The organism is Williamsia sterculiae (assembly GCF_900156495.1).
In the GTDB taxonomy this organism is placed as follows: domain Bacteria; phylum Actinomycetota; class Actinomycetes; order Mycobacteriales; family Mycobacteriaceae; genus Williamsia_B; species Williamsia_B sterculiae.
Map to the genome: position 1 here is coordinate 92430 of NZ_FTNT01000004.1, position 20758 is coordinate 113187.

Genomic DNA, 20758 nt, shown 5'->3' on the forward strand with positions numbered 1-20758 from the left:
TGGGTACGCGGGTGACCGGGAAGCCATGTCGGTACGCCGCCCGCGACACCCCGCCCATCACACAGACGGAGTGCCACCCTTGGTCGCAGTTCTCCTCGCACTGACCCTCACGGCAATTGCCGCACCTGCGATCATCACCTGGCTCGGCCCCCGCGGCTTCTACCTGCTGGCCCTCGCACCCGCGCTGTCGGTGGGGTGGGTGCTGACGCAGTGGCCCAGCGCCGGGTCGGAGACCGCGGTGCAGACCATCCGGTGGGTTCCCACCCTGCAGATGGACATCGTGCTGCGCTTCGACGACCTGGCTGCGGTGTTGTCGGTGTTGGTGCTGGGCGTCGGTGCGCTGGTGCTCTGCTACTGCGCGCAGTACTTCGACAGTTACGACGCCGAGAGCGGCCCCCGTTCACGTCGCAGTGTCGCCCGGTTCGCCGGTGAGCTGGTGGCTTTCGCCGGGTCCATGTTCGGCCTGGTGTGCAGCGACAACATGCTGGTCATGTACGTGTTCTGGGAGCTGACCACTGTCCTGTCATTCCTGCTGGTCGGCTTCTACGCCTACCGCGCGACGTCACGTCGAGCCGCGACCCAGGCACTGCTGGTCACCACCTTCGGTGGTCTGGCCATGCTCGTCGGCATCGTGATGCTCGGCATCCGTGCGGGCAGCTTCCTGTTCTCCGACGTTCTCGCCGACCCTCCGACCGGCACCTACGTGGTGGTGGCGGTGGCGCTGATCCTGATCGGTGCGCTGAGCAAGTCGGCCATCGTGCCGTTCCACTTCTGGTTGCCCGGGGCAATGGCCGCGCCCACGCCGGTCAGCGCGTACCTGCACGCCGCGGCCATGGTGAAGGCCGGGGTGTTCCTGGTGGCGCGCTTGGCGCCGGGCTTCTCGTCGGGGGCTGTCTGGCATGTGATGGTGGTGGGGCTGGGTCTGCTCACGATGGTGCTGGGCGGTTGGCGGTCGTTGCGCGAGTTCGATCTCAAGTTGATCCTCGCCTTCGGTACCGTCTCCCAACTCGGGTTCATCATGGTGTTGGTCGGTATCGGCGACGACGACGTGGCGCTGGCCGGTGTCGCGATGATCGTCGCGCACGCCTTCTTCAAGGCCGCCCTGTTCATGGTGGTCGGCATCATCGACCACTCGACCGGAACCCGCGACATCCGTCGCCTCGCCCGCCTCGGCGCCGAGGCACCGGGACTCCTGGTGATCGCGGCCCTGGCCGCGGCGTCGATGGCCGGGGTGCCGGTCACCCTGGGCTTCGTGGGCAAGGAATCCGCCTTCAGCACCGTCTGGCACACCCACGCGCTCAGCCACTGGCAGGCCATCGGCGCCACCCTGATCCTGGTCGCCGGTTCGGTGCTGACCTTCGCCTACAGCACCCGTTTCCTGTGGGGCGCGTTCGGTCGCAAGGTGCGGCGCAAGCCCAGCAGCGCGGTGGCCGGGATGCACCGTCCCGGCGTCGCGTTCCAGGCCCCCGCGGCCGTGCTCGCCGTACTCGGTCTGCTCGGCGGCATCCTCGCGTCGCTGATCAGCCCCCTGTTCGAGCCGTACGCCGAGACCCTCCCCGACTTCGACGGCGAGATCGAGCACCTCGCCCTCTGGCACGGGTTCACCCTCGCGCTGGCGTTCTCCGCCGTGGTGATCGGGGCCGGTGCGGTGTTGTTCCTGCTGATCCGGTCGCGTCGGCTCACCTTCCGCCGCCCGCCGCTGGGCAACGCCGACCGCATCTACGACGCGTCCCTGCGGTTCGCCGACACCCTCTCGTTCACGTTGACCCGGTTCACCCAGCGCGGCTCGCTGCCCGTGACGCAGGGCGTCATCATCACCACCCTGGTGCTGCTCCCCACGGTCATGTTGTTCCTGGGGGCTCGCAACCGTCTCGCACCGGACGGCTTCGAGTCGGTCTACCAGCTGGTCATCGGGATCATCATGGTCGCCGCGGCGATCGCGGCGACGGTGCTGCGCAACCGTCTGGCCGCGACTCTGGTGGTCGGGATCACCGGTTACGGCGCCGGCATGATCTTCGCGCTGTACGGGGCCCCCGATCTCGCGCTGACCCAGTTCCTGGTGGAGACGTTGACCCTGGTCATCTTCGTGCTGGTGCTGCGCAAGCTGCCCGCCGAGGCCGAGGCACGCCACGAGACGGGGTTCAAACCGTTGCGCGCGCTGATCGGGTTGGCGTTCGGCACCCTGCTGGTGGTCGGTGGGCTCTTCGCCGCGGCCGCCCGCAGCACGACGCCGATCAGCGTGCACATTCCGCGGGCCGCCTACGACTTCGGTCACGGGTCCAACGCGGTGAACGTACTGCTGGTCGACATCCGCGCCTGGGACACCCTGGGCGAGGTGTCGGTGCTGTTGGTCGCCGCCACCGGTGTGGCGTCGATGGTCTTCCGCAGCCGCCGGTTCGGTTCGGCGCCCCGGGTGGCCGACGCCGCAAGGATGCACGCCGCGCGCACCGACGCCGAGGTCGACGCCGACTCCTCGGTCGATGCCACCAGCCGCACCACCTGGTTGCGCGGCAGCACCTTCCGCAACCCGCGCCATCGCTCGATGGTGTTGGAGGCCACCACCCGGCTGATCTTCCCGACCATGGTGGTCCTCTCCGTGTACTTCTTCTTCTCCGGACACAACGCGCCCGGAGGTGGATTCGCCGGGGGCCTGACCATGGGTATGGCACTGGTGTTGCGCTACCTGGCCGGCGGTCGCTACGAGCTCGGTGAGGCGCTGCCCATCGACGCCGGTCGTCTGCTGGGTCTCGGGCTGGCCATCGCGAGTACCACCGCGGTGGTGTCGTTGCTCCTGGGGGCGCCCGCCCTGAGTTCGGCGGTGCTGACCGTTCACCTGCCGCTGATCGGGACCGTCAAGATGGTGACCGCACTGTTCTTCGACCTCGGCGTCTACCTGATCGTCGTCGGCCTGATCCTCGACGTCCTGCGCAGCCTGGGTGCGCGGCTGGAACTGGAACCCAGTCGCGCCGGTGTGGCACCCGACCCCACTGTCGAACCCGCCGAACCATCCGCACCGCAGGAGGTGACCCGATGAGCGTGAACCTCGGACTGCTGGTGGTGGCGGGTCTGGTCGCGGCCTGTGGCGTCTACCTCGTCCTGGAACGCAGCCTGATCCGAATGCTGCTCGGCCTGCTGATGATCGGCAACGCGCTCAACGTGCTGATCATCACCGTCTCTGGCGCGATGGGGAACCCGCCGATCATCGGTCGCGACTCCGACGGTCGCGGTGCCGACGCCGACCCACTGGCGCAGGGCATGGTGCTCACCGCGATCGTGATCAGCATGGGGGTCGCCGCCTTCGTGTTGTCGATGGCCTACCGGTCGTTCGTGATCAACACTGACGACGAGGTGGACGACGATCCCGAGGACGTCAAACTCGCCCGGCAGCAGTCGCTGTCGACGGCACCGGACCGGGACCGCTCCGACAACCCGCAGACGTTGGCCGACACCCCCGGTGGTGACATGTTCGACGAGGAGGGCAACCGGTTGAGCGCCGAACAGGTCAAGGCCCGCAGGCGCGATCTGCTCGAGACGGATGTGCTGCCGGCACCCGAGGACACCCCCGACGACGACGATCCCGACGACACCGACCCGGACGACGGAGCCGACCCGGAGGTGACCACCGCATGACCACCTCCTGGTTCCCCGTCCTCATCGTGCTGCCGACACTGATCCCGCTCGGCGCCGCCGCCATCACCCTGTTCATGGGTCGTAGCCCGAGGATCCAGCGCAGCATCACCGTCGCCGCCATCGTGGCGGTGTTCGTCGACTCCTGCCTGCTGCTCGTCCTCACCGATCGGGAAGGCACCTACGCCCTCGACGTCGGCGGATGGGACAGCAGGGGTACCGGCAGCGGGCCGCTGGGGGTGACGCTCGTCGTCGACCAACTCGCCGCCCTGATGCTGGTGGTGTCCAGCGCGGTGCTGCTCTGCGTGGTGCTGTACGCGGTCGGGCAGGGTATCCGCGACGGCGGCGAGAACCAGCCCGTCTCGATCTTCCTGCCCACCTATCTGGTGCTGTGCGCGGGTGTGTGCAACGCCTTCCTGGCCGGTGACCTGTTCAACCTGTACGTCTCGTTCGAGGTGCTGCTCGCCGCCAGCTTCGTGCTGCTCACCCTCGGCGCCAGCGCCGACCGCGTGCGGGCGGGCGTCTCCTACGTGATGGTCTCGATGGTCTCGTCGATGATTTTCCTGGCCGGCATCGGTTTGATCTACGCGGCCGTCGGCACGCTCAACATGGCCGAGATCGCGGTGCGGTTGCGCGACGTCCCCGAGGGCACCAGGGGTGCGCTGTTCGCGGTGCTGCTCGTCGCCTTCGGCATCAAGGCCGCGATCTTCCCGCTGTCGAGCTGGCTGCCGGACTCCTACCCCACCGCACCGGCTCCGGTCACCGCCGTGTTCGCCGGCTTGCTCACCAAGGTCGGTGTCTACGCCATCATCCGGACTCATTCGCTGCTGTTCCCCGGCGGTTCGATGGACAACGTGCTGCTGGTGGCCGGCCTGCTGACCATGCTGGTCGGGATCCTGGGTGCCATCTCGCAGGCCGACATCAAGCGACTGCTCTCGTTCACGTTGGTCAGCCACATCGGCTACATGATCTTCGGCATCGCATTGTCCGATCAGGTCGGACTGGCCGCGGCGATCTTCTACGTGGCCCACCACATCCTCGTGCAGACCACACTGTTCCTCGTCGTCGGACTCATCGAGCGACAGGCCGGCTCGGCGTCGCTGCGTCGCCTCGGCGGGTTGATCGCCAGTCCCCTGTTGGCCGTGCTGTTCCTCATCCCGGCGTTGAATCTGGGGGGCATCCCGCCGTTCTCCGGTTTCATCGGCAAGGTCGCGCTGATGGAGGCAGGCACCCGGGACGGCAGTGTGCTGGCCATTGCGCTCATCGTCGGGTCCGTGGTGACCAGTCTGTTGACGCTGTACGTGATGGCACGGATCTGGACCAAGGCATTCTGGCGACCGCGCGCCGACGCCCCCGAAGGTGATCTCGCCGACGCCGGACCGTCGTCGTTGATGACCGAAGGCGACATGGCCGACATCGCCTACGACCAGCGCGCCGACGTCGGTCGGATGCCGATCGGCATGGTGATCCCCACGATGCTGATGATCGCCGCGGGGCTGGCGCTGACGTTCTGGGCCGGTCCGATCTTCGACTTCACCGACACCGCCGCGGTGAACCTCTGCGATCCCTCCAACTATCTCGACGCCGTCCTCGGAGGTGGTCACTGATGCCCGGTTCACGACGCGACCCGTATCAGCGCGGTCGACTGCGTTCCCGCCTGCACTACGCGTGGCGGGTGAACTTCATGCGGTTGGCCTGGGGGTTGACCCGGGCGGTGGTGTGGGGCAAGACGCACATACACCTGGGTCGGTTCCTGGGGTCCGACAACCGTGAGATAGCGGTCCGACTCGGTACGCTGGTCTGGCTGGCCGCGGTGTGGGTACTTCTGTGGGGCACTCTGACCTGGGGAAATGTGTTGGCCGGGCTGGGCGTCGGGCTGCTGATCACCCTGTTGCTCCCGCTGCCCCGAGTGCCGGTGGAGGGCCGTGTACACCCGTTGGTCGTGCTCGACCTGCTGGGCAGGCTGATCGTCGACTTCTTCATCTCCAGCGCACAGGTGGCGTGGCTGACCGTTCGGCCGCGACCGCCGATGGGCGCCGTGCTCCGGACCCGGCTGGCCATCCGTTCCGACATGGTGCTGACCCTCGCGGTCGACTACATCAACCTCGTGCCCGGCACCATGGTGTTGGAGATCGACCACCGACGCCGGTTGTTGTACGTGCACGTCATCGACGTCAGCTCCGACCGCAGCGTCGCCAAGTTCTACAAGCAGATGGCCACCGTCGAGCGGCTGTTCACCCGCGCCTTCGAACGTGAGTCGGAGTGGCGGCCGAGTCCGTACCACGGCGTCGACGACGACTTCCACGCTGTGATACCGGCCGAGCGGATGGCGGCGAGCGAGCGGCCGGCCGAGATCCGGGAGGGCTCATGAACGTGGTCTGGTGGGTCGCAGGCGCGATGCTGCTCGCCGCGGCGCTGATCACCACGGTGCGGGTGCTGATCGGTCCCAACACGTTGGATCGACTGGTCGCGCTGGACACGCTGATCGCGGTGGCCATGTGTGGACTGGGTCTGTGGGTGGCGGTCAGCCTGGACTCGACGGTCGCGGCATCGATCGTGGCGTTGACCCTGTTGAGTTTCGTCGGCTCGGTGTCCATCGCTCGGTTCCGTGTCCGCGACGACGAGGTGCGCCGCGATGATCTCTGACATCGTCGCCGGCGTGCTGGTGGTGACCGGCGCGCTGCTCGCGCTCACCGCCGCGATCGGCGTGCTGCGCTTCCCCGACACGCTCAGCCGGATGCATGCGGCCACCAAGCCTCAGACTTTCGGGCTGCTGCTGATCCTGGTCGGCGCGATGATCCGGCTCGGCCGCAGCATCGACACCGGGATGCTGGTCCTGTCCGGATTGTTCGCGCTCATCACCGCGCCGGTGGTCGCCCATCGGATCGGACGCCTGGTCTATCGCGAGCAACGCGCCCTCGACCGTGAGATCGCCGAGAAACTGGACTCGCGCCGCGCTGACTGACCGTGCGAGGTGGGCGCACGAGAACTGCGGGAAATCCGTTCCCCGCAATTTTCGTGGTCTCCCGCAGGAACATCAGCAGGAAACAAGCACTACTGCGGGAAACATGGCGACAAGCGTGCTCTTGACCTTGACGCAGCGTCAATGTCGCACTCTCTGGGGTATGACGGAACAGGTGGCGGAGCGTGATGCGGCGATCCGGGTACGCGGGGTCTCCAAGTCCTATCGAGATGTGACGGTGCTGCGTGAGGTCGATCTGCGTGTCGATCGCGGTCGCATCGTGGCGCTCTTGGGGGCCAACGGTGCGGGCAAGACGACGCTGGTGCGGATCCTGGCGACCCTGACCCGTGCCGACGGTGGCGAGGCGATGGTGGCGGGCTTCGACGTGGCGGACGATGCCGCGCGCGTTCGTGAGGCGATCAGTCTGACCGGACAGTTCGCGGCCGTGGACGAGGTGCTGACCGGTCGGGAAAACCTGGTGCTGATCGCGCGACTGCGCCATGTCCCGCACCCCACCGACGCCGCCCGTACCCTGCTGGAACGGTTCTCGCTGCTCGACGCGGCGGACCGCAAGGCGGGCACCTATTCGGGTGGGATGCGCAGGCGCCTGGACATCGCGATGAGTCTGATCGGAGATCCCGAGGTGGTGTTCTTCGACGAACCGACCACCGGGCTCGACCCGCAGGCGCGGATCGAGGTGTGGGATGCCATCTCGAGGCTGGCAGGCAGCGGGGTCAGCGTGTTGCTCACCACCCAGTATCTCGACGAGGCGGAACATCTCGCCGACAGGATCGCGATCCTGCATCACGGTCGGATCATCGCAGACGACACCTTCGACAATCTCAAGCAGGTGTTGCCCGCGACCACGGTCGAGTACGTGGAGAAGCAGCCGACTCTGGAGGACGTCTTCTTCGCATTGACCAGAGAGGCCGGCGCCGATGACAGCGCGTCGCATACGAAGGGTCACATCCGATGAGGTCGCACGCCATCGCCGACACCGCGACTCTGCTGGGCCGGTCGCTGCGTCACATCGCGCGCAGCCCCGACACCATCATCACCACCGCAGTCGTCCCGATCATGTTGTTGCTGTTGTTCGTCTACGTCCTCGGTGGCGCCATCACCACCGGCGGCGGTGACCATTACGTCACGTATCTGCTGCCCGGGATCGTGGTGATCACCGTCGCGTCGGGGATCTCCTACACCGCCTACCGGTTGTTCCTGGATCTGCGGGGTGGGATCTTCGAGCGGTTCCAATCCATGCCCATAGCCCGTTCGGCCGTTCTGTGGGCGCACGTGTTGACGTCGGTGATCGCCAATCTCATCTCGGTGACCGTGGTGATCCTCGTCGCGGTGGCCATGGGATTCCGCACCCACGCCGATGTGACCGCATGGCTGGCCGTGGTGGGTATCGTCGCGCTGTTCACCCTGGCCCTGACGTGGTTGGCCGTGATCCCCGGACTGACCGCCAAGACGGTCGACGGAGCCAGTGCCTTCTCCTACCCGCTGATCTTCTTGCCGTTCATCAGTTCCGCCTTCGTGCCCACCGCGTCGATGCCCGGCCCGGTGCGCGCGTTCGCCGAACACCAACCGGTGACCGCGATCGTGAACGCCATCCGCAACTTGTTCACCCAGCATCCCGTCGGCGACGACGTGTGGATCGCGCTCGTGTGGTGCGTCGGCCTGCTGGCGGTGGCCTATCTCGTCGCGACTCACGTCTACCGCACGAGAATCCGGTGATGGGCGACAGCTCTGAGCATCGTGCGGTGCCGGTGGTGCTGACCATCGGCCAACTCGCCGCCTACGCCGGTGTCAGCACTCGCACCATTCGCCACTATCACCACCAGGGGGTGCTTCCCGATCCGGACCGTAACGCCTCCGGCTACCGGGTGTACGACGCCACCGCCGTCGTGCGTCTCATCCGGGTCCGGACACTGGCCGGGGCCGGGGTCCCGTTGTCGCGTATCCGTGAGCTGCTGGACGCCGATCCCGATACCTTCGCGGCGGCCCTCGCCGATGTGGACGACGGCCTTCGTCGCGACATCAGCGCCCTGCAGCGCCATCGTCGTCAGATCGCGGAGCTGGCCGCGGATGCCGATCGCGTGGCGCTACCCGACGTCGTCGCCGACTACCTGGATCGGTTACGCGCACGGGGTCTGACCGAGCGAGTGATCGCCCCCGAACGCGATATGTGGATCATGTTCGCCGCGCGCTGGCCGGATGCGGTGGACAGAGTGATGGCCGACAAGACCCGTCAGCTCGACGATCCGACCATCGCTCGACTGTACGAACTGGTGAAGTGTCTGCCCGGGCGCGAAGACGACGACGAACTCCTCGCCGACATCGCCGACCTGATCGTCGCCAGCCACGAGGACGCCTCGGCCCGAGGGGAACTCGACCGGTATCGGGAGCTGACCGCCGATCGCGACCTGGTCACGTTGATGGATTCCCTGGCCTTTCCGGCGAACCCGGTGCTCCTGCGCATCCAGAAGCTGGTCGCCGAACGCGGGTGGACCGGGTGGAGCTGGATGGAGAGGCGGGACTGAGGATCACGACGGTGCCCGGCGTCGGACCGGGGTACGGTCACGAGGTGGTACGGACCGGTGTCGGGTGGAGCGTCGCAGCCACTGCTGCCGAACGAGCCGAACCGCGGCCGGGAGACCAGGTGGTCGACTCACCGACTGTCGTCATGGACCGCGCGTTCTCGGTCCCGGTGGCTCCCGACCTCGTCTGGCCCTGGTTGATGCAGCTCGGCAAACGACGAGCCGGCTGGTACTTGCCGCGCGGTGTGGAACGATTCCTTCCCGCGGGCCGCCGTGCCGTCCGGCACCTCGACGACCGATGGCAGGATCTTCGGGTCGGCAGCGTGATCCCCGATTACGGTGGTCGCGACGAGACGTTCACCGTCCTCGACGTCGATGCCCCCCGTCACCTCGTCTACGGATCCCAACGGGGGCGCACGCATCTCACGTGGTCGATCACGCTGCGCCCCATCCCGGCCACGGCGGGTACACGCATCCTGATGCGGTTACGACTCGCACCCGTCACCCACGTCTGGCTGGCCCGCACCGCCGGCGAGGCCGTCGACGTCCTCACCATCGCAGGTCTGCGTCGCGGACTGCTGGAGCGGCTCGGCACACCGGACACGCCCGAGACCGCACGATGAGGCCGGCGACCGCTGTCCGATCGGCCGACGCACCTGCGCCGTCCTAACGTTCCAACTCCGCCACCACGCCCGCGACCACATCACGCATCGACCCAGCGCGGTCGTGGACCGCTCGCTGGCGACGGTACGAACCACCGCTGGCCATCAGGTCGCGCACGGAGGCGAGTTCGTCTGCGCAACCCAGCGATTCGGCCACCGGCGCCAACCGGATCAGCAGGTCGGAGACGTCGTCGGTGACCAGCCGCTCGTGACACGCCGAATCCTGGATGATGATCGCGTCCAGTCCGTATCGCGCCGCGCGCCACTTGTTCTCCTGCACCAGCCACGGCGCCATGTTCGGCAGCCGCTCCCCAGCCTCCAACCGCCGGTCCAGGTCCACCGCCAGACAGTGGGTCAGCGCCACCAGCGCGGCCAACTCGGTCAGATTCGACACCCCGTCGCAGATGCGCACCTCGATGGTGCCCAGATGGGGAGCGGGACGGATGTCCCAACGGATCTCGTTGAGGTGATCGATGATCCCGGTGGTCTTCTGGTCCGCAACGAACGCCTCGAACTCCGACCACTCGTGGAACTGGAAAGGCAGCCCCGCGGTCGGCAACTGCTGGAACATCATCGCGCGGTTGCTGGCGTATCCGGTGTCCTGACCCGACCACATCGGCGACGACGCGGACAGTGCCAGCAGATGAGGGTAGTAACTGAGCATTGCCGACAGAATCGGCAACACCTTGTCGCGACGGTCGATGCCCACGTGTACGTGCACTCCCCAGATGAGCATCTGCCGTCCCCACCACTGGGTGCGGTTGATCAGCTCGGCGTACCGGTGCCCGGGGGTCAGCAACTGTGTCGACCACTCACCGAACGGATGGGTCCCCGCACCGTACAGATCCACACCGAGGTCGCCGGTCAATCCGCGCACGGTGCCCAGCGTCTGGCGCAGATCCTCGACGGCTTCGCCGACGGTGTGACACACCCCGGTCACCAGTTCGACGGTGTTGCGCAGCAATTCCTTGTGTATTCGCTCGCGCGACCCCGGATCGCCACCCGCGCTGACCCGCTCGAACAGAGCGGCGGCCGTGTTGGAGAGATCTCCGGTGGTGTGATCGACCAGGGCCAGCTCCCATTCGACCCCCAGCGTCGGTTCGGGCGAAGCCCGGAACTCGATGGGCTCGACCTGGATCGGCCCCGACCCCATACGGCCGGCCCCGGCGTCGGCGGGCACTTACTCGGCGGTCAACACACCGCAGGCGGCGCGGGACCCGGCGTCGCCGGTGGACAGCGTCTCCTTGTCCGGGGTCGGCGCGTACCGGGTGGGGATGTTGCCGAAGTTGTCGGCACCGGAGTGGATCATGATCGACTTCCCGGTGATCTCGGGAACGGTGACCATGTCGGTGGTGGTGGTCAGCTCGCCGCTGCCGTCGGAGGTGATGAAGATCGAGGTCAGGTCACCGCTGGAGGGATGCTCGGTGCGACCGTTGACCTGCAGGTGCCCGCCCGCGGACAGGAAGGCCCCCGGGGCACCGCCGGTGGGCGCGGTCGAGTTGTTCTCACACACCCCGTTGGTGTGGAGGTGCACGCCATGGAAACCGGCCGACAACCCGCTGTCCTTGCGGACGCTGACCGTGACCTGGACCCCGTCGCCTGCGGTGGCGAACTCGGCGGTGCCGATCTGGTTACCCGTCGGGTTGATGAGCGACGCGGTCAGTTTCGCCGCACCGGTGCCGGTGCTCTCCTGTGCGCCGTTCTCTCCGGGCTGCCCGATCGGCGCCTGCACCCCCGACGTCACCGCCGGGGTGGTGCCCTCCGCGCTCGACGCCTCCTCACCGTTGCCGCAACCGGCGAGGGCCAACCCCGCGGCCGACACCGTCGCCAGCAGCAGTGCCGCGCGACCCACCGGACGGGCGAGCGAGCGGTGACGAGGAAGCGGGCGGTGCGTCATCTGCGGGTTCTCCTGCTCGTGAGGGGCTGCTCATCTGTGCCGGACGATGCTGGGCGAATCATATCGGGGTGGGCGCTTCGCCGGTCAGCGGGTCACGACCACCACAGGGATCCCGGTGGCGCACTGGGTGAACGCGGTGGGTCGCTCGTCCAGCGTCGCCGACCCACCCAGGGTGTCGACGATCTGCTGCGCGGCATCCCGCTGCGATTCCCGGTAGAACACGGTGTTCTCGGTGATGCTCGAGGTGACCAGGCTGCGGGTCGAGGCGACGGTGTAACCCTTGTTCTTGAGCGTCTCGCTCACCTCGGCCGCCAGGCCGGTGATGGTGCCCGCGTTGAACACGCAGACCGGTGGGGCGTCGACAGCCGACGAGGACGTCGATGCGGCGCTGCTCGCGCCCGGCGAGGCGGCGGCACTCTGCGACGTGGTGGTCGAGGCCTTGCTCTGCGCCGCCTGCAGCGCGGCCTCGGGATCGCTCTTCTTGGTCACGGCCGAATGCCATCCGAGCACGATGCAGACGACAGCGATCGCGACGAGCAACATGGCTCCGGCCCGATACGGCAGTCGGCTGGGCTCGCGGTCAGGATTCATCTCGGCAACCTTAACGAAAGAGGCGCACCGGCTCTCCGGTCAGGTGATCTCGAAGCCGAGGCGCCGCGCGGCACGGGCTCGCTGCCTACCCGCGCGCAGTCGGCGGAGGCGCTTGACCAGCATCGGGTCGGCCGCCAGCGCCTCAGGGCGGTCCACCAGCGCGTTCAGGATCTGGTAATACCGGGTCGCCGACAAGCTGAAGAGTTCCTTGATCGCCTCTTCTTTCGCGCCCGCGTACTTCCACCACTGACGCTCGAACGCCAGGATGTCGTGTTCGCGGCGGGTGAGCCCGTCGGCCCCCACCTCATCCGGTGCCTGCTGCGGGCCTTCCGAGTTCTGCCGCGGGCCTTCCGGGGACGACGTCGTCGCGTGCCCGGACTGCTTCGCGCTTCGCGCCGATGCGCTGTCCATCTCGCTCCCTCAGAGTTCGCACGTCTCGTACCGACAAGCTGAATTACAGCGGTGTGGTTCGCTGAACATCTAACCACGCTGTCGCCGCGAAGACGGGTGCGGCGTGCCGCGTAATCTGTCCCGCATGCCAATTCTGCCCATTTGCATCGTGGGTGATCCGGTGCTGCACACACCCACCGACCTGGTGCCCCTCGACGCCGATGGCCGACCGCCCGTCGAGGTGGTCACCCTGCTCGACGACATGTACGAGACCATGGACGCCGCGCACGGTGTCGGACTGGCCGCGAACCAGGTCGGGGTGGGCAGCCGCTTCTTCGTCTTCGACTGCCCGGACGGCGAGACGCGGCAATCGGTGCGCACACGCGGTGAGGTCATCAACCCCGTACTCGAGACGTCGACGGTCCCCGAGACCATGCCCGATCCCGACGATGACGACGAAGGCTGTCTGTCGGTGCCGGGTGAGCAGTTCCCGACCGGTCGCGCCGACTGGGCGCGGGTCACCGGGGTGGACCGCCACGGGCAGCGGGTGGAGTTCGAGGGCATCGGATTCTTCGCCCGCATGCTGCAACACGAGACGGGCCATCTCGACGGCTTCTTGTACACCGATGTGTTGGTCGGTCGGAACGCCCGCGCGGCGAAGAAGGCCATCAAGCGCAACGGCTGGGGTGTGCCAGGCCTGAGTTGGCTGCCGGGCGAGGGTCCCGACCCGTTCGGTCACGACGACTGATGTTCGGCGACCGCCCGCAGATCGGTGATCGGGTGGTGGTGCGCCACCGGATCACGGCGCCGTCGGATGGTACGCCGGTGGGATACACCCGCACCGACGTGACCGGACCGCTGTTGTCGACGGACCCGCTGCGGGTCCAGGGACCCGACGGCCCCGTGCAGGTCGCCGCCGACGCCGTCGACTCGGTGCGCCTGTTGTCGCGGGAGACGGTCCGTAACTCCGAGATCCGCCAGGTCGAGTCGGCGGCCGCGAACAACTGGCCGGGTGTGGAGCGCGCCCACGTACAGGGCTGGTTGCTGCGCGCGGGCGGCGGGTTCACCCGACGCGCCAACAGTGCGGCCCCCCTCGACGTCACCGCGCGTCTCGACGACGCCACCGTGGCGGCCATCCGGGATTGGTACGCCGACCGTGGGTTGCCGCCACTGCTCGCGGTGGTGGAACGACTGATCCCCATCGGCCACATCCCCGCGGGCACGCTGGAGGCGCCGGTCCACGTCCTGGTCCGCGACATCGAGCACCCTCCGTCCGCCCAGTCCGTGACCGCACCGTCCGATACACCGGTGACCATCCGTGACGCGGCCTCCGACGAGTGGGTGCGGAGCTACGTCGACGGCCGCGGTGACCGCGTCGACCTCCCGACCGCTCGGCAGGTGGTCGACGCGGTCGTCGACGGACGACTCGGGTTCGCCGAGGTCCGCCGCGACGGACGGCTGGTCGGGGTGGGGCGGGGATCGGTCACCACCGCACCGGACGGCACCGCGTGGTTCGGGTTGACCGCGGTGTGGTGCTCTCCCGACGTGAGGCGTCTGGGGGTGGCTCGAGCGGTGGTCGACGCTTTGACCGCATGGGGCGTCGACCACGGTGCGACCCGCGCACAACTGCAGGTGGAGGCGGACAACGACGTGGCCGGGGCCTGGTACCGGCGACTCGGATACGGGCTCCACCACCGCTACGGCTACGTGCGTCTCTAGGTCACAGGCGGCTGGCCGACCGTTCCCAGCTGCCTCCCAGACTCCGATCCGATCATGGGTGACACCAAACACAACCACCCGAGATGGATCACGAGGTACGACGATGATCGCCACCGCCACCCTGTCCGGTCTCGACACCGACATCACGGTGTCGGTGACCGAGCCGCAGTCCCTGAACGCCGCAATTCATCTGATCGATGGCATGGCCCACGCCCTGGACCGCAGCGTCAACCGCGGCCGTCCCGACGCCGAGATCCGCCTGCTCGACGTCGCCGACGGCCGGCCGGTTCTGGTCGGCGCCCTGCTGCACCAGGTCATCGTGGCGGCTCTCTACCAGGCCGACCTGACCGACGGCGCCAACCGCGCGGTCCGTCGTAGCGCCGTCCCCGACTACCGCCATCTGCCGGCCATGGAGTTCACCACCGGTGGCGTCCGCCCGGTGACCGTCCGGACCGTCGCCCAGATGCCGATCTGGTTGCGTCCGCAGGCCGGTCCGACCGGACGCGTCACCGTGCCGATCGACGTCCGACTGGAACTGCTCCCGACCGCCCGCGCCTTCCTGGTCGACAACGGCGCCCGACTGGTCGCCGGTCGCCTGGGCTGCGGGGTGCGGGTGGCGATCGGTCCGGCCGGTGACACCGTGGTCGCCACCGCCGGCAACCCCCCGCTGGGCGGCTGGCACTCCCCTATCGCACACCGCGACATCGAGCTACCCGTGGGTGCCGGTCTGGCGACCGTCCGCGAGTCCGACCTGCGGGCGGCACCGGTCGGCCCCTTCGACCCCCGACCGCATGCGGCGTTCCGCGAGGTCACCGTCCTGGCCGACGATCCAGGAACCGCGTGGGCGCTGGGCCTGGCGGCACAGCAGTCCGCCGATCCCGTCGCACTGCTCACCGACGAGGTACGCGCGGCGCGGTTCGTCTCCGCCGACGGTGCCGAACAGCTGATCGGCTCCTGGCCGGTCAGCCCTACTCTGGCGGCGGCGTGATGGCTCGACTGTTGTCCTTGAGGTCCACCCCGCTACGCCCCAGTTGTCGGGCTCCCGCCACCAGCGCGGCGGTGACCCTCGCGGCGGTGGCGTAGTCGAGACCGCCGGGCGGGTGGATGTTGGAGACACAGTTACGGTCCGCATCCGCCCGTCCCGGTCGCGGACCGTGCGTGAGGTAGACACCCAGGCTGTCGGCGACCGAGAGACCCGGTCGTTCGCCGATGACCACGATGATGGTGTCCACCCCGAGCGCGGCGCCGACGTGGTCCCCCAGCGCGACCCGCGCCTGCGTCGCAATCACCGGCGGGGCGATCGAATACCGCTCCCCCAGAACGTCCGTCAACGCCATCAGCAGTCCGTACGCATGCTCGGCGACGGCGACCGGCGACAACCCGTCCGCGAACATGATGCCCACATCGCCACCGGCGTGGGGGATCCGGCTCAGATCACCGGGAGCGCGACCGAGATCGGGCCTGCGTAGGTACTCGCCACGGTCCGCCGCCCGCGAGGTGACCACCAGGGGCTCACCCAGCCCGACCGATTCCAGTTCCTTCGCCAGCCCACCCGCGTCGAGCGGTTGATGCACCGCGTCACGGGCGGCAGCGTGCGCGGCGGCGAACTCCAGCACCCGCTCCGTCGGCAGCGAATCACCTGCTCGACCCAGTCCGATCCGTGCCGACGTGCGCCCGCGCAACGCGTCCCACAGATCGCTCATCGGAGGCGACCGGTCAACGCACGCAACGGGGTCGACTCCGGTGCGAGGTCCAGGATGCGGCCGTGGTCGTCGAGCATACCGAGGTCGCCGAGCCACGCCTCGAACTCCGGTGCCGGTCGAAGTCCCAGTGCGCGACGGGCGAACAGCGCGTCGTGGAACGACAGGCTCTGATACCCGAGCATCACGTCGTCGGCACCGGGGACCGTGATGACGAAGGCCACCCCGGCCGCGCACAACAGGGTGAGCAGGGTGTCCATGTCGTCCTGGTCGGCTTCGGCGTGGTTGGTGTAGCAGACGTCGACACCCATCGGTAGGCCCAGAAGTTTTCCACAGCAATGATCTTCGAGGCCGGCTCGGATGATCTGCTTCCCGTCGTAGAGGTATTCGGGGCCGATGAACCCCACCACGGTGTTCACCAGCAGCGGGTCGAAGCGTCGGGCCACCGCGTAGGCGCGGGTCTCCAGGGTCTGCTGGTCGACCGGTCGACCGCCGGTGCCGAGGTGTGCACCCGCCGACAATGCCGACCCTTGGCCGGTCTCGAAGTACATGCAGTTGTCGCCGACGGTACCTCGTCGCAGCGACCGTCCGGCGTCGTAACCCTCGGCCAGCGTTGCGATGTCGACACCGAAACCCCTGTTGGCACCCTCGGTACCCGCGATGGACTGGAACACCAGGTCCACCGGTGCACCACGGTCGATGAGCTCGATGGTGGTGGTGATGTGGGAGAGCACGCAGGACTGGACGGGAATCTGGAATCGGGTGCGGATGTCGTCAAGCAGCGTCAACAGGTCCGCGGTGGACTCGGGTGAGTCGGTGGCCGGATTGATGCCGATGACCGCGTCACCGCAGCCGAGCAGCAGACCGTCGAGGGTGGCCGCGGCGATCCCGGTCGGGTCGTCGGTGGGGTGGTTCGGTTGTAGCCGCGTCGCGACCGTCCCCGGTGCACCGATGGTGGTGCGGAATCCGGTGGTCACCGTCGCCGCACCGGCGACCGCGATGAGATCCTGGTTGCGCATGAGTTTGCTGGTGGCCGCCACCATTTCCGGCGTCAGTCCCGGTGCCAGCTCGGCCAACGCCCGCGCAGCGGTGTCGGCGGGGCGCCCCGCGAGCTCCAGGAGGTGATCGCGCAGTCCGCCGACGGTGAGGTCGGCAACCGGGGCGAAGGCCGCCGCGTCGTGGGTGTCGATGATCAGCCGGGTGATCTCGTCGGACTCGTACGGCACCACCATCTCCTCGAGGAAGGTGGTGAGCGGTACATCGGCGAGCGCCCACTGCGCGGCGACCCGTTCGGAATCACTGTGCGCCGCACATTCGGCCAGCTCGTCACCGCTGCGACGCGGCGTCGCCTTGGCCATCAGATCGACGAGGCCGTCGAACTCATGGGTGGTCCCGCGCAGGACGTGGCGATACGTGCTCACCCGACGATCATCGCGTAGGCGCGCCGGGTTCGCCCGGTTACCGATCTCCCGCAGTTCCGACGATTTCCCGCTGGTGTAACTGCAGCAAGTCACCGAAACTGCGGGAAGTCCGATTTCCCGCAGTTTTCGTATGGCGAGCCGGCGACCACGGGATGGTCAGCGTCACTCCATTAGGTTACCCTAACCACATGAGCAGAGGGTTTCAGGGGCTGGTGCTCAAGGCACTCGGGGCCAACGACTACCGCCTCACCGTCACCGACGTGACGGACATCGGGCCACATTATCGGCGGATCGGCTTCGACGCCGGCGGCTTGTTGGACCACCATCCCTACCACGCCACCCAGTGGATCAGGATGTGGATCCCCAACGGCGACAAGCTGCAACAGCGCGGATACACCCTGGTGGATCCGCGCCCGGACGAGAACCGATTCGACGTCGAGTTCGCCCTGCACGACACCCCGGCATCGGAGTGGGCGCGGGCCGCCGCCACCGGCGACGTCATCGACGCCACCGTCATGGGCTCCAAGTTCGCGATGCCATCCCCGGCACCGTCGGAGTACGTCGTCTTCGGTGACACCGCCTCCCTACCCGCGATCAACTCATTGCTCGACGAGGCCGACTCCGTCCCGGCACGGATCTGGCTGGAATGGCAGTATCCCGACGACCGCGCACTGCCGGTGCACGCGAACGACGCGTCCACGGTGACCTGGGTGCAGCGCATCGACGACGGCCGGCTCATGCGGGAAGCCGCCGACGCCATCACCCCCGACGACGACGCCTACGGCTGGGTCGCGTGCGACATGCGCACCACCCGACACATCGCCAAGCGGTTGCGGTCGACGCTGGCCAAGAATGCGGTCAAGTCGCAGGCCTACTGGACGTGACGGCAGGCGCCGTCAGACCGTGATGAACGCCAGGTTCGGGTTCTTCGTCAGGTAGTGGCGGGTGAACGAGCAGACCGGGCGCACCTTGGACCGGGTGTCGATGACGTACTGCAGGGCGCCCCTGGTCAGCCGTCGCGCCAGTCCCTGACCGGTGTACTCGTCGTAGAGCACCGTGTGCAGGAACGTCACCACACGTTGACCCTCGACCACCTCGGTGGAATACCCGAGCACGCCCGCCAGATCTCCGGCGACCCACAACTCGAAGCGCTCGCGCGATGGATTGTGAACCACCGAAGCGAGTTGCTGGACGACGGGCACCTCCGGCCGTCGACCGCCATCCCGGACCTTGTCCACCCTCGTGTGCCCTTCTCTGCGCGGTGTCGCCGACCGACCGCTCACGTCACCTGTGACTCCGCTCACACTACAGCAGCCTGTCGTGTACGCACGGGGACCAACCGTGAACCGCCACGGGCCTCTCACAGCCGCCACCTCGACCGCGTAGGGTTGCCGTCGTGGGTCACCGGATTCGCCGCGGCCCGCCACAGCACCCATATCCACGGGGGCTCTCACGGACCGAGGGCTGAGATGGCGACAGGCGGTCGCCGACCGGACGAACCTGACCGGGTAATGCCGGCGTAGGGAGAACATCATGGCCAGAACTGCGCGTGTCGTCGACGATTCCGTCGTCCCGAACTTCATCGGCGAGAACTCGATCGGGGTGACCACGGGCCCGATCTCGGGCAGCGGCAAGCACTATCAGCAGGTCGGCGGTCTGCGGGTCCCGGTGCGGCGGGTTTCCCTGACCAACGGAGACCATCTCGACCTGTACGACCCGTCGGGACCGTACACCGACTCCGAATTCGTTCCCGATCTGCAGGCAGGCCTGCCGAAGGTCCGCGACAGCTGGTCCCGCCCCGCCCCGGTAGACGGTGCGTCGACCCAATTGGCCTGGGCGCGTGCGGGAATCATCACCGACGAGATGCGGTTCATCGCCGCCCGCGAAGGCGTGGAACCCGACTTGGTGCGATCGGAGGTCGCCCGCGGTCGAGCGGTGATCCCGGCCAATCACCGCCACCCGGAGTCCGAGCCAATGATCATCGGCAAGGCGTTCGCGGTGAAGGTGAACGCCAACATAGGAAACTCCGCCGTCACCTCGTCGGTCGCCGAAGAGGTGGAGAAGATGGTGTGGGCCACGCGGTGGGGCGCCGACACCATCATGGATCTGTCCACCGGTGACGACATCCACCTGACCCGCGAATGGATCATGCGCAATTCGCCCGTCCCGGTGGGTACCGTGCCCATCTATCAGGCACTGGAGAAGGTGAAGGGCGATCCCACCGAGCTCACCTGGGAGATCTACCGCGACACCGTGATCGAACAGGCCGAACAAGGTGTGGACTACATGACCGTGCACGCCGGCGTGTTGCTGCGCTACGTGCCGCTCGCCGCCCATCGGGTCACCGGCATCGTCTCGCGCGGTGGATCCATCATGGCCGCATGGTGTCTGGCACATCATCGGGAGTCGTTCCTGTACACCCACTTCGACGAACTCTGCGAGATCTTCCGACGCTACGACATCACCTTCTCCCTGGGAGACGGGCTGCGTCCGGGTTCGATCGCCGACGCCAACGACGAGGCCCAGTTCGCCGAGCTCCGCACCCTCGGCGAGCTCACCACCATCGCCAAGCGCCATGACGTGCAGGTGATGATCGAGGGACCCGGCCACATCCCCATGCACAAGATCGTCGAGAACGTCCGCCTGGAGGAGGAGCTGTGCGAGGAGGCGCCGTTCTACACACTCGGCCCGCTGGCCACCGACATCGCACCGGCCTACGACCACATCACCTCGGCGATCGGCGCGGCCATGATCGCCCAGGCCGGCACGGCGATGCTCTGCTACGTCACGCCCAAGGAACACCTCGGGCTGCCCGACCGCGACGACGTGAAGGTGGGGGTGGTGACGTACAAGATCGCCGCCCACTCGGCCGACCTGGCCAAGGGCCATCCGCGGGCGCAGGAACGGGACGACGCATTGAGCAGGGCGCGCTTCGAGTTCCGGTGGACCGACCAGTTCAACCTGGCGCTGGACCCGGACACCGCCCGTGAGTACCACGACGAGACCCTGCCCGCGGAACCCGCCAAGACCGCGCACTTCTGCTCGATGTGCGGCCCCAAGTTCTGCTCGATGCGGATCTCCGCGGACGTGCGCAAGTACGCCGAGGAGAACGGCCTGGTGACCCAGGAGGACATCGACCGCAAACTGGCCGACGACATGGCGGACAAGTCCCAGGAGTTCATCGACAACGGCGGACGGGTATATCTTCCTCTGGCGTGACCTCCAGACCCGTCCGGCCGACGAGCAGAG

General features: G+C 67.8%; 22 protein-coding genes and 1 riboswitch. Of the genes, 15 read left to right on the forward strand and 7 right to left on the reverse strand.

Going from position 1 to position 20758, the window contains the following annotated elements:
* Window positions 1–79 precede the first annotated feature (79 nt).
* The 10 genes from BW971_RS08350 (at window position 80) to BW971_RS08395 (ending at window position 9752) form a co-directional block, all read left to right on the forward strand.
* Window positions 80–3034, forward strand: coding sequence for a Na+/H+ antiporter subunit A (locus BW971_RS08350; RefSeq protein ID WP_076478863.1), 2955 nt, complete (start codon window positions 80–82; stop codon window positions 3032–3034).
* Window positions 3031–3630 carry a Na(+)/H(+) antiporter subunit C gene (locus tag BW971_RS08355; RefSeq protein ID WP_076478479.1) on the forward strand — a complete coding sequence of 200 codons (600 nt, stop codon included), beginning with the start codon at window positions 3031–3033 and terminating at the stop codon, window positions 3628–3630. Before BW971_RS08350 ends, BW971_RS08355 begins: the two co-directional genes overlap by 4 nt.
* Window positions 3627–5234 carry a Na+/H+ antiporter subunit D gene (locus BW971_RS08360; RefSeq protein WP_076478481.1) on the forward strand — a complete coding sequence of 536 codons (1608 nt, stop codon included), beginning with the start codon at window positions 3627–3629 and terminating at the stop codon, window positions 5232–5234. The genes BW971_RS08355 and BW971_RS08360 overlap by 4 nt, the downstream gene beginning before the upstream one ends.
* Complete coding sequence (locus tag BW971_RS08365; RefSeq protein WP_076478483.1) at window positions 5234–5998, forward strand: Na+/H+ antiporter subunit E; 765 nt, start codon at window positions 5234–5236, stop codon at window positions 5996–5998. Before BW971_RS08360 ends, BW971_RS08365 begins: the two co-directional genes overlap by 1 nt.
* Window positions 5995–6273 (forward strand): monovalent cation/H+ antiporter complex subunit F, encoded by a 279-nt coding sequence (locus BW971_RS08370; protein WP_076478485.1) that lies wholly within the window; start codon window positions 5995–5997, stop codon window positions 6271–6273. Before BW971_RS08365 ends, BW971_RS08370 begins: the two co-directional genes overlap by 4 nt.
* Entirely contained in the window at window positions 6263–6592 is a 330-nt protein-coding gene (mnhG, locus tag BW971_RS08375) for a monovalent cation/H(+) antiporter subunit G (protein ID WP_076478487.1), read from the forward strand. The genes BW971_RS08370 and mnhG overlap by 11 nt, the downstream gene beginning before the upstream one ends.
* A 160-nt stretch (window positions 6593–6752) precedes the next feature.
* Window positions 6753–7565, forward strand: a complete 813-nt coding sequence (locus BW971_RS08380; protein ID WP_076478489.1) for an ABC transporter ATP-binding protein — start codon at window positions 6753–6755, stop codon at window positions 7563–7565.
* Window positions 7562–8326 (forward strand): ABC transporter permease, encoded by a 765-nt coding sequence (locus tag BW971_RS08385; RefSeq protein WP_076478491.1) that lies wholly within the window; start codon window positions 7562–7564, stop codon window positions 8324–8326. Before BW971_RS08380 ends, BW971_RS08385 begins: the two co-directional genes overlap by 4 nt.
* The gene (locus BW971_RS08390) at window positions 8326–9132 is read left to right on the forward strand and encodes a MerR family transcriptional regulator (RefSeq protein WP_200799387.1); all 807 of its coding nucleotides are present in this window, start codon (window positions 8326–8328) and stop codon (window positions 9130–9132) included. Before BW971_RS08385 ends, BW971_RS08390 begins: the two co-directional genes overlap by 1 nt.
* Window positions 9133–9143: 11 nt before the next feature.
* Window positions 9144–9752, forward strand: a complete 609-nt coding sequence (locus tag BW971_RS08395; RefSeq protein WP_200799388.1) for a hypothetical protein — start codon at window positions 9144–9146, stop codon at window positions 9750–9752.
* A 43-nt stretch (window positions 9753–9795) separates the two neighbouring features.
* Here the strand turns inward: BW971_RS08395 and BW971_RS08400 are convergent, their stop codons facing one another.
* The 4 genes from BW971_RS08400 to BW971_RS08415 all read right to left on the reverse strand — a co-directional run bounded on the left by BW971_RS08400 (window position 9796) and on the right by BW971_RS08415 (window position 12690).
* Entirely contained in the window at window positions 9796–10944 is a 1149-nt protein-coding gene (locus tag BW971_RS08400; RefSeq protein WP_076478493.1) for a glutamate--cysteine ligase, read from the reverse strand.
* A 27-nt stretch (window positions 10945–10971) separates the two neighbouring features.
* On the reverse strand, window positions 10972–11688 hold the full coding sequence (sodC, locus tag BW971_RS08405) for a superoxide dismutase[Cu-Zn] (protein WP_076478495.1): 717 nt from the start codon (window positions 11686–11688) through the stop codon (window positions 10972–10974).
* A gap of 84 nt (window positions 11689–11772) precedes the next feature.
* Window positions 11773–12279: a LytR C-terminal domain-containing protein gene (locus BW971_RS08410; RefSeq protein ID WP_076478497.1), complete on the reverse strand. Its 507-nt coding sequence runs from the start codon at window positions 12277–12279 to the stop codon at window positions 11773–11775.
* Between the two features lie 39 nt (window positions 12280–12318).
* Window positions 12319–12690 (reverse strand): DUF3263 domain-containing protein, encoded by a 372-nt coding sequence (locus BW971_RS08415; RefSeq protein WP_076478499.1) that lies wholly within the window; start codon window positions 12688–12690, stop codon window positions 12319–12321.
* A gap of 124 nt (window positions 12691–12814) precedes the next feature.
* Here BW971_RS08415 and BW971_RS08420 point away from each other — a divergent pair, with 124 nt between their 5' ends.
* The 3 genes from BW971_RS08420 (at window position 12815) to BW971_RS08430 (ending at window position 15376) form a co-directional block, all read left to right on the forward strand.
* Window positions 12815–13417, forward strand: a complete 603-nt coding sequence (locus BW971_RS08420; protein WP_076478501.1) for a peptide deformylase — start codon at window positions 12815–12817, stop codon at window positions 13415–13417.
* Window positions 13417–14388, forward strand: coding sequence for an N-acetylglutamate synthase, CG3035 family (locus BW971_RS08425; protein ID WP_076478503.1), 972 nt, complete (start codon window positions 13417–13419; stop codon window positions 14386–14388). Before BW971_RS08420 ends, BW971_RS08425 begins: the two co-directional genes overlap by 1 nt.
* 103 nt (window positions 14389–14491) lie before the next feature.
* Window positions 14492–15376 carry a hypothetical protein gene (locus BW971_RS08430; protein ID WP_076478505.1) on the forward strand — a complete coding sequence of 295 codons (885 nt, stop codon included), beginning with the start codon at window positions 14492–14494 and terminating at the stop codon, window positions 15374–15376.
* Here BW971_RS08430 and eutC read toward each other — a convergent pair.
* Window positions 15357–16091, reverse strand: coding sequence for an ethanolamine ammonia-lyase subunit EutC (gene eutC / locus BW971_RS08435; RefSeq protein ID WP_076478507.1), 735 nt, complete (start codon window positions 16089–16091; stop codon window positions 15357–15359). The two genes, BW971_RS08430 and eutC, sit on opposite strands and share 20 nt — an antisense overlap.
* On the reverse strand, window positions 16088–17509 hold the full coding sequence (locus BW971_RS08440; RefSeq protein ID WP_076478510.1) for an ethanolamine ammonia-lyase subunit EutB: 1422 nt from the start codon (window positions 17507–17509) through the stop codon (window positions 16088–16090). The genes eutC and BW971_RS08440 overlap by 4 nt, the downstream gene beginning before the upstream one ends.
* A 188-nt stretch (window positions 17510–17697) precedes the next feature.
* Here BW971_RS08440 and BW971_RS08445 point away from each other — a divergent pair, with 188 nt between their 5' ends.
* Entirely contained in the window at window positions 17698–18393 is a 696-nt protein-coding gene (locus tag BW971_RS08445) for a siderophore-interacting protein (protein WP_076478512.1), read from the forward strand.
* A gap of 12 nt (window positions 18394–18405) precedes the next feature.
* On the opposite strand, the gene BW971_RS21870 is transcribed toward BW971_RS08445, so the two are convergent.
* A complete protein-coding gene (locus BW971_RS21870; protein WP_076478514.1) occupies window positions 18406–18747 on the reverse strand; it encodes a GNAT family N-acetyltransferase in 342 nt (113 codons plus the stop codon).
* Between the two features lie 192 nt (window positions 18748–18939).
* Window positions 18940–19052, forward strand: a riboswitch (TPP riboswitch).
* Between BW971_RS21870 and thiC the strand changes: the two genes are divergently transcribed.
* Window positions 19043–20728 carry a phosphomethylpyrimidine synthase ThiC gene (gene thiC, locus BW971_RS08455; protein WP_083709526.1) on the forward strand — a complete coding sequence of 562 codons (1686 nt, stop codon included), beginning with the start codon at window positions 19043–19045 and terminating at the stop codon, window positions 20726–20728. Its footprint overlaps the riboswitch before it by 10 nt.
* Window positions 20729–20758 lie beyond the last annotated feature (30 nt).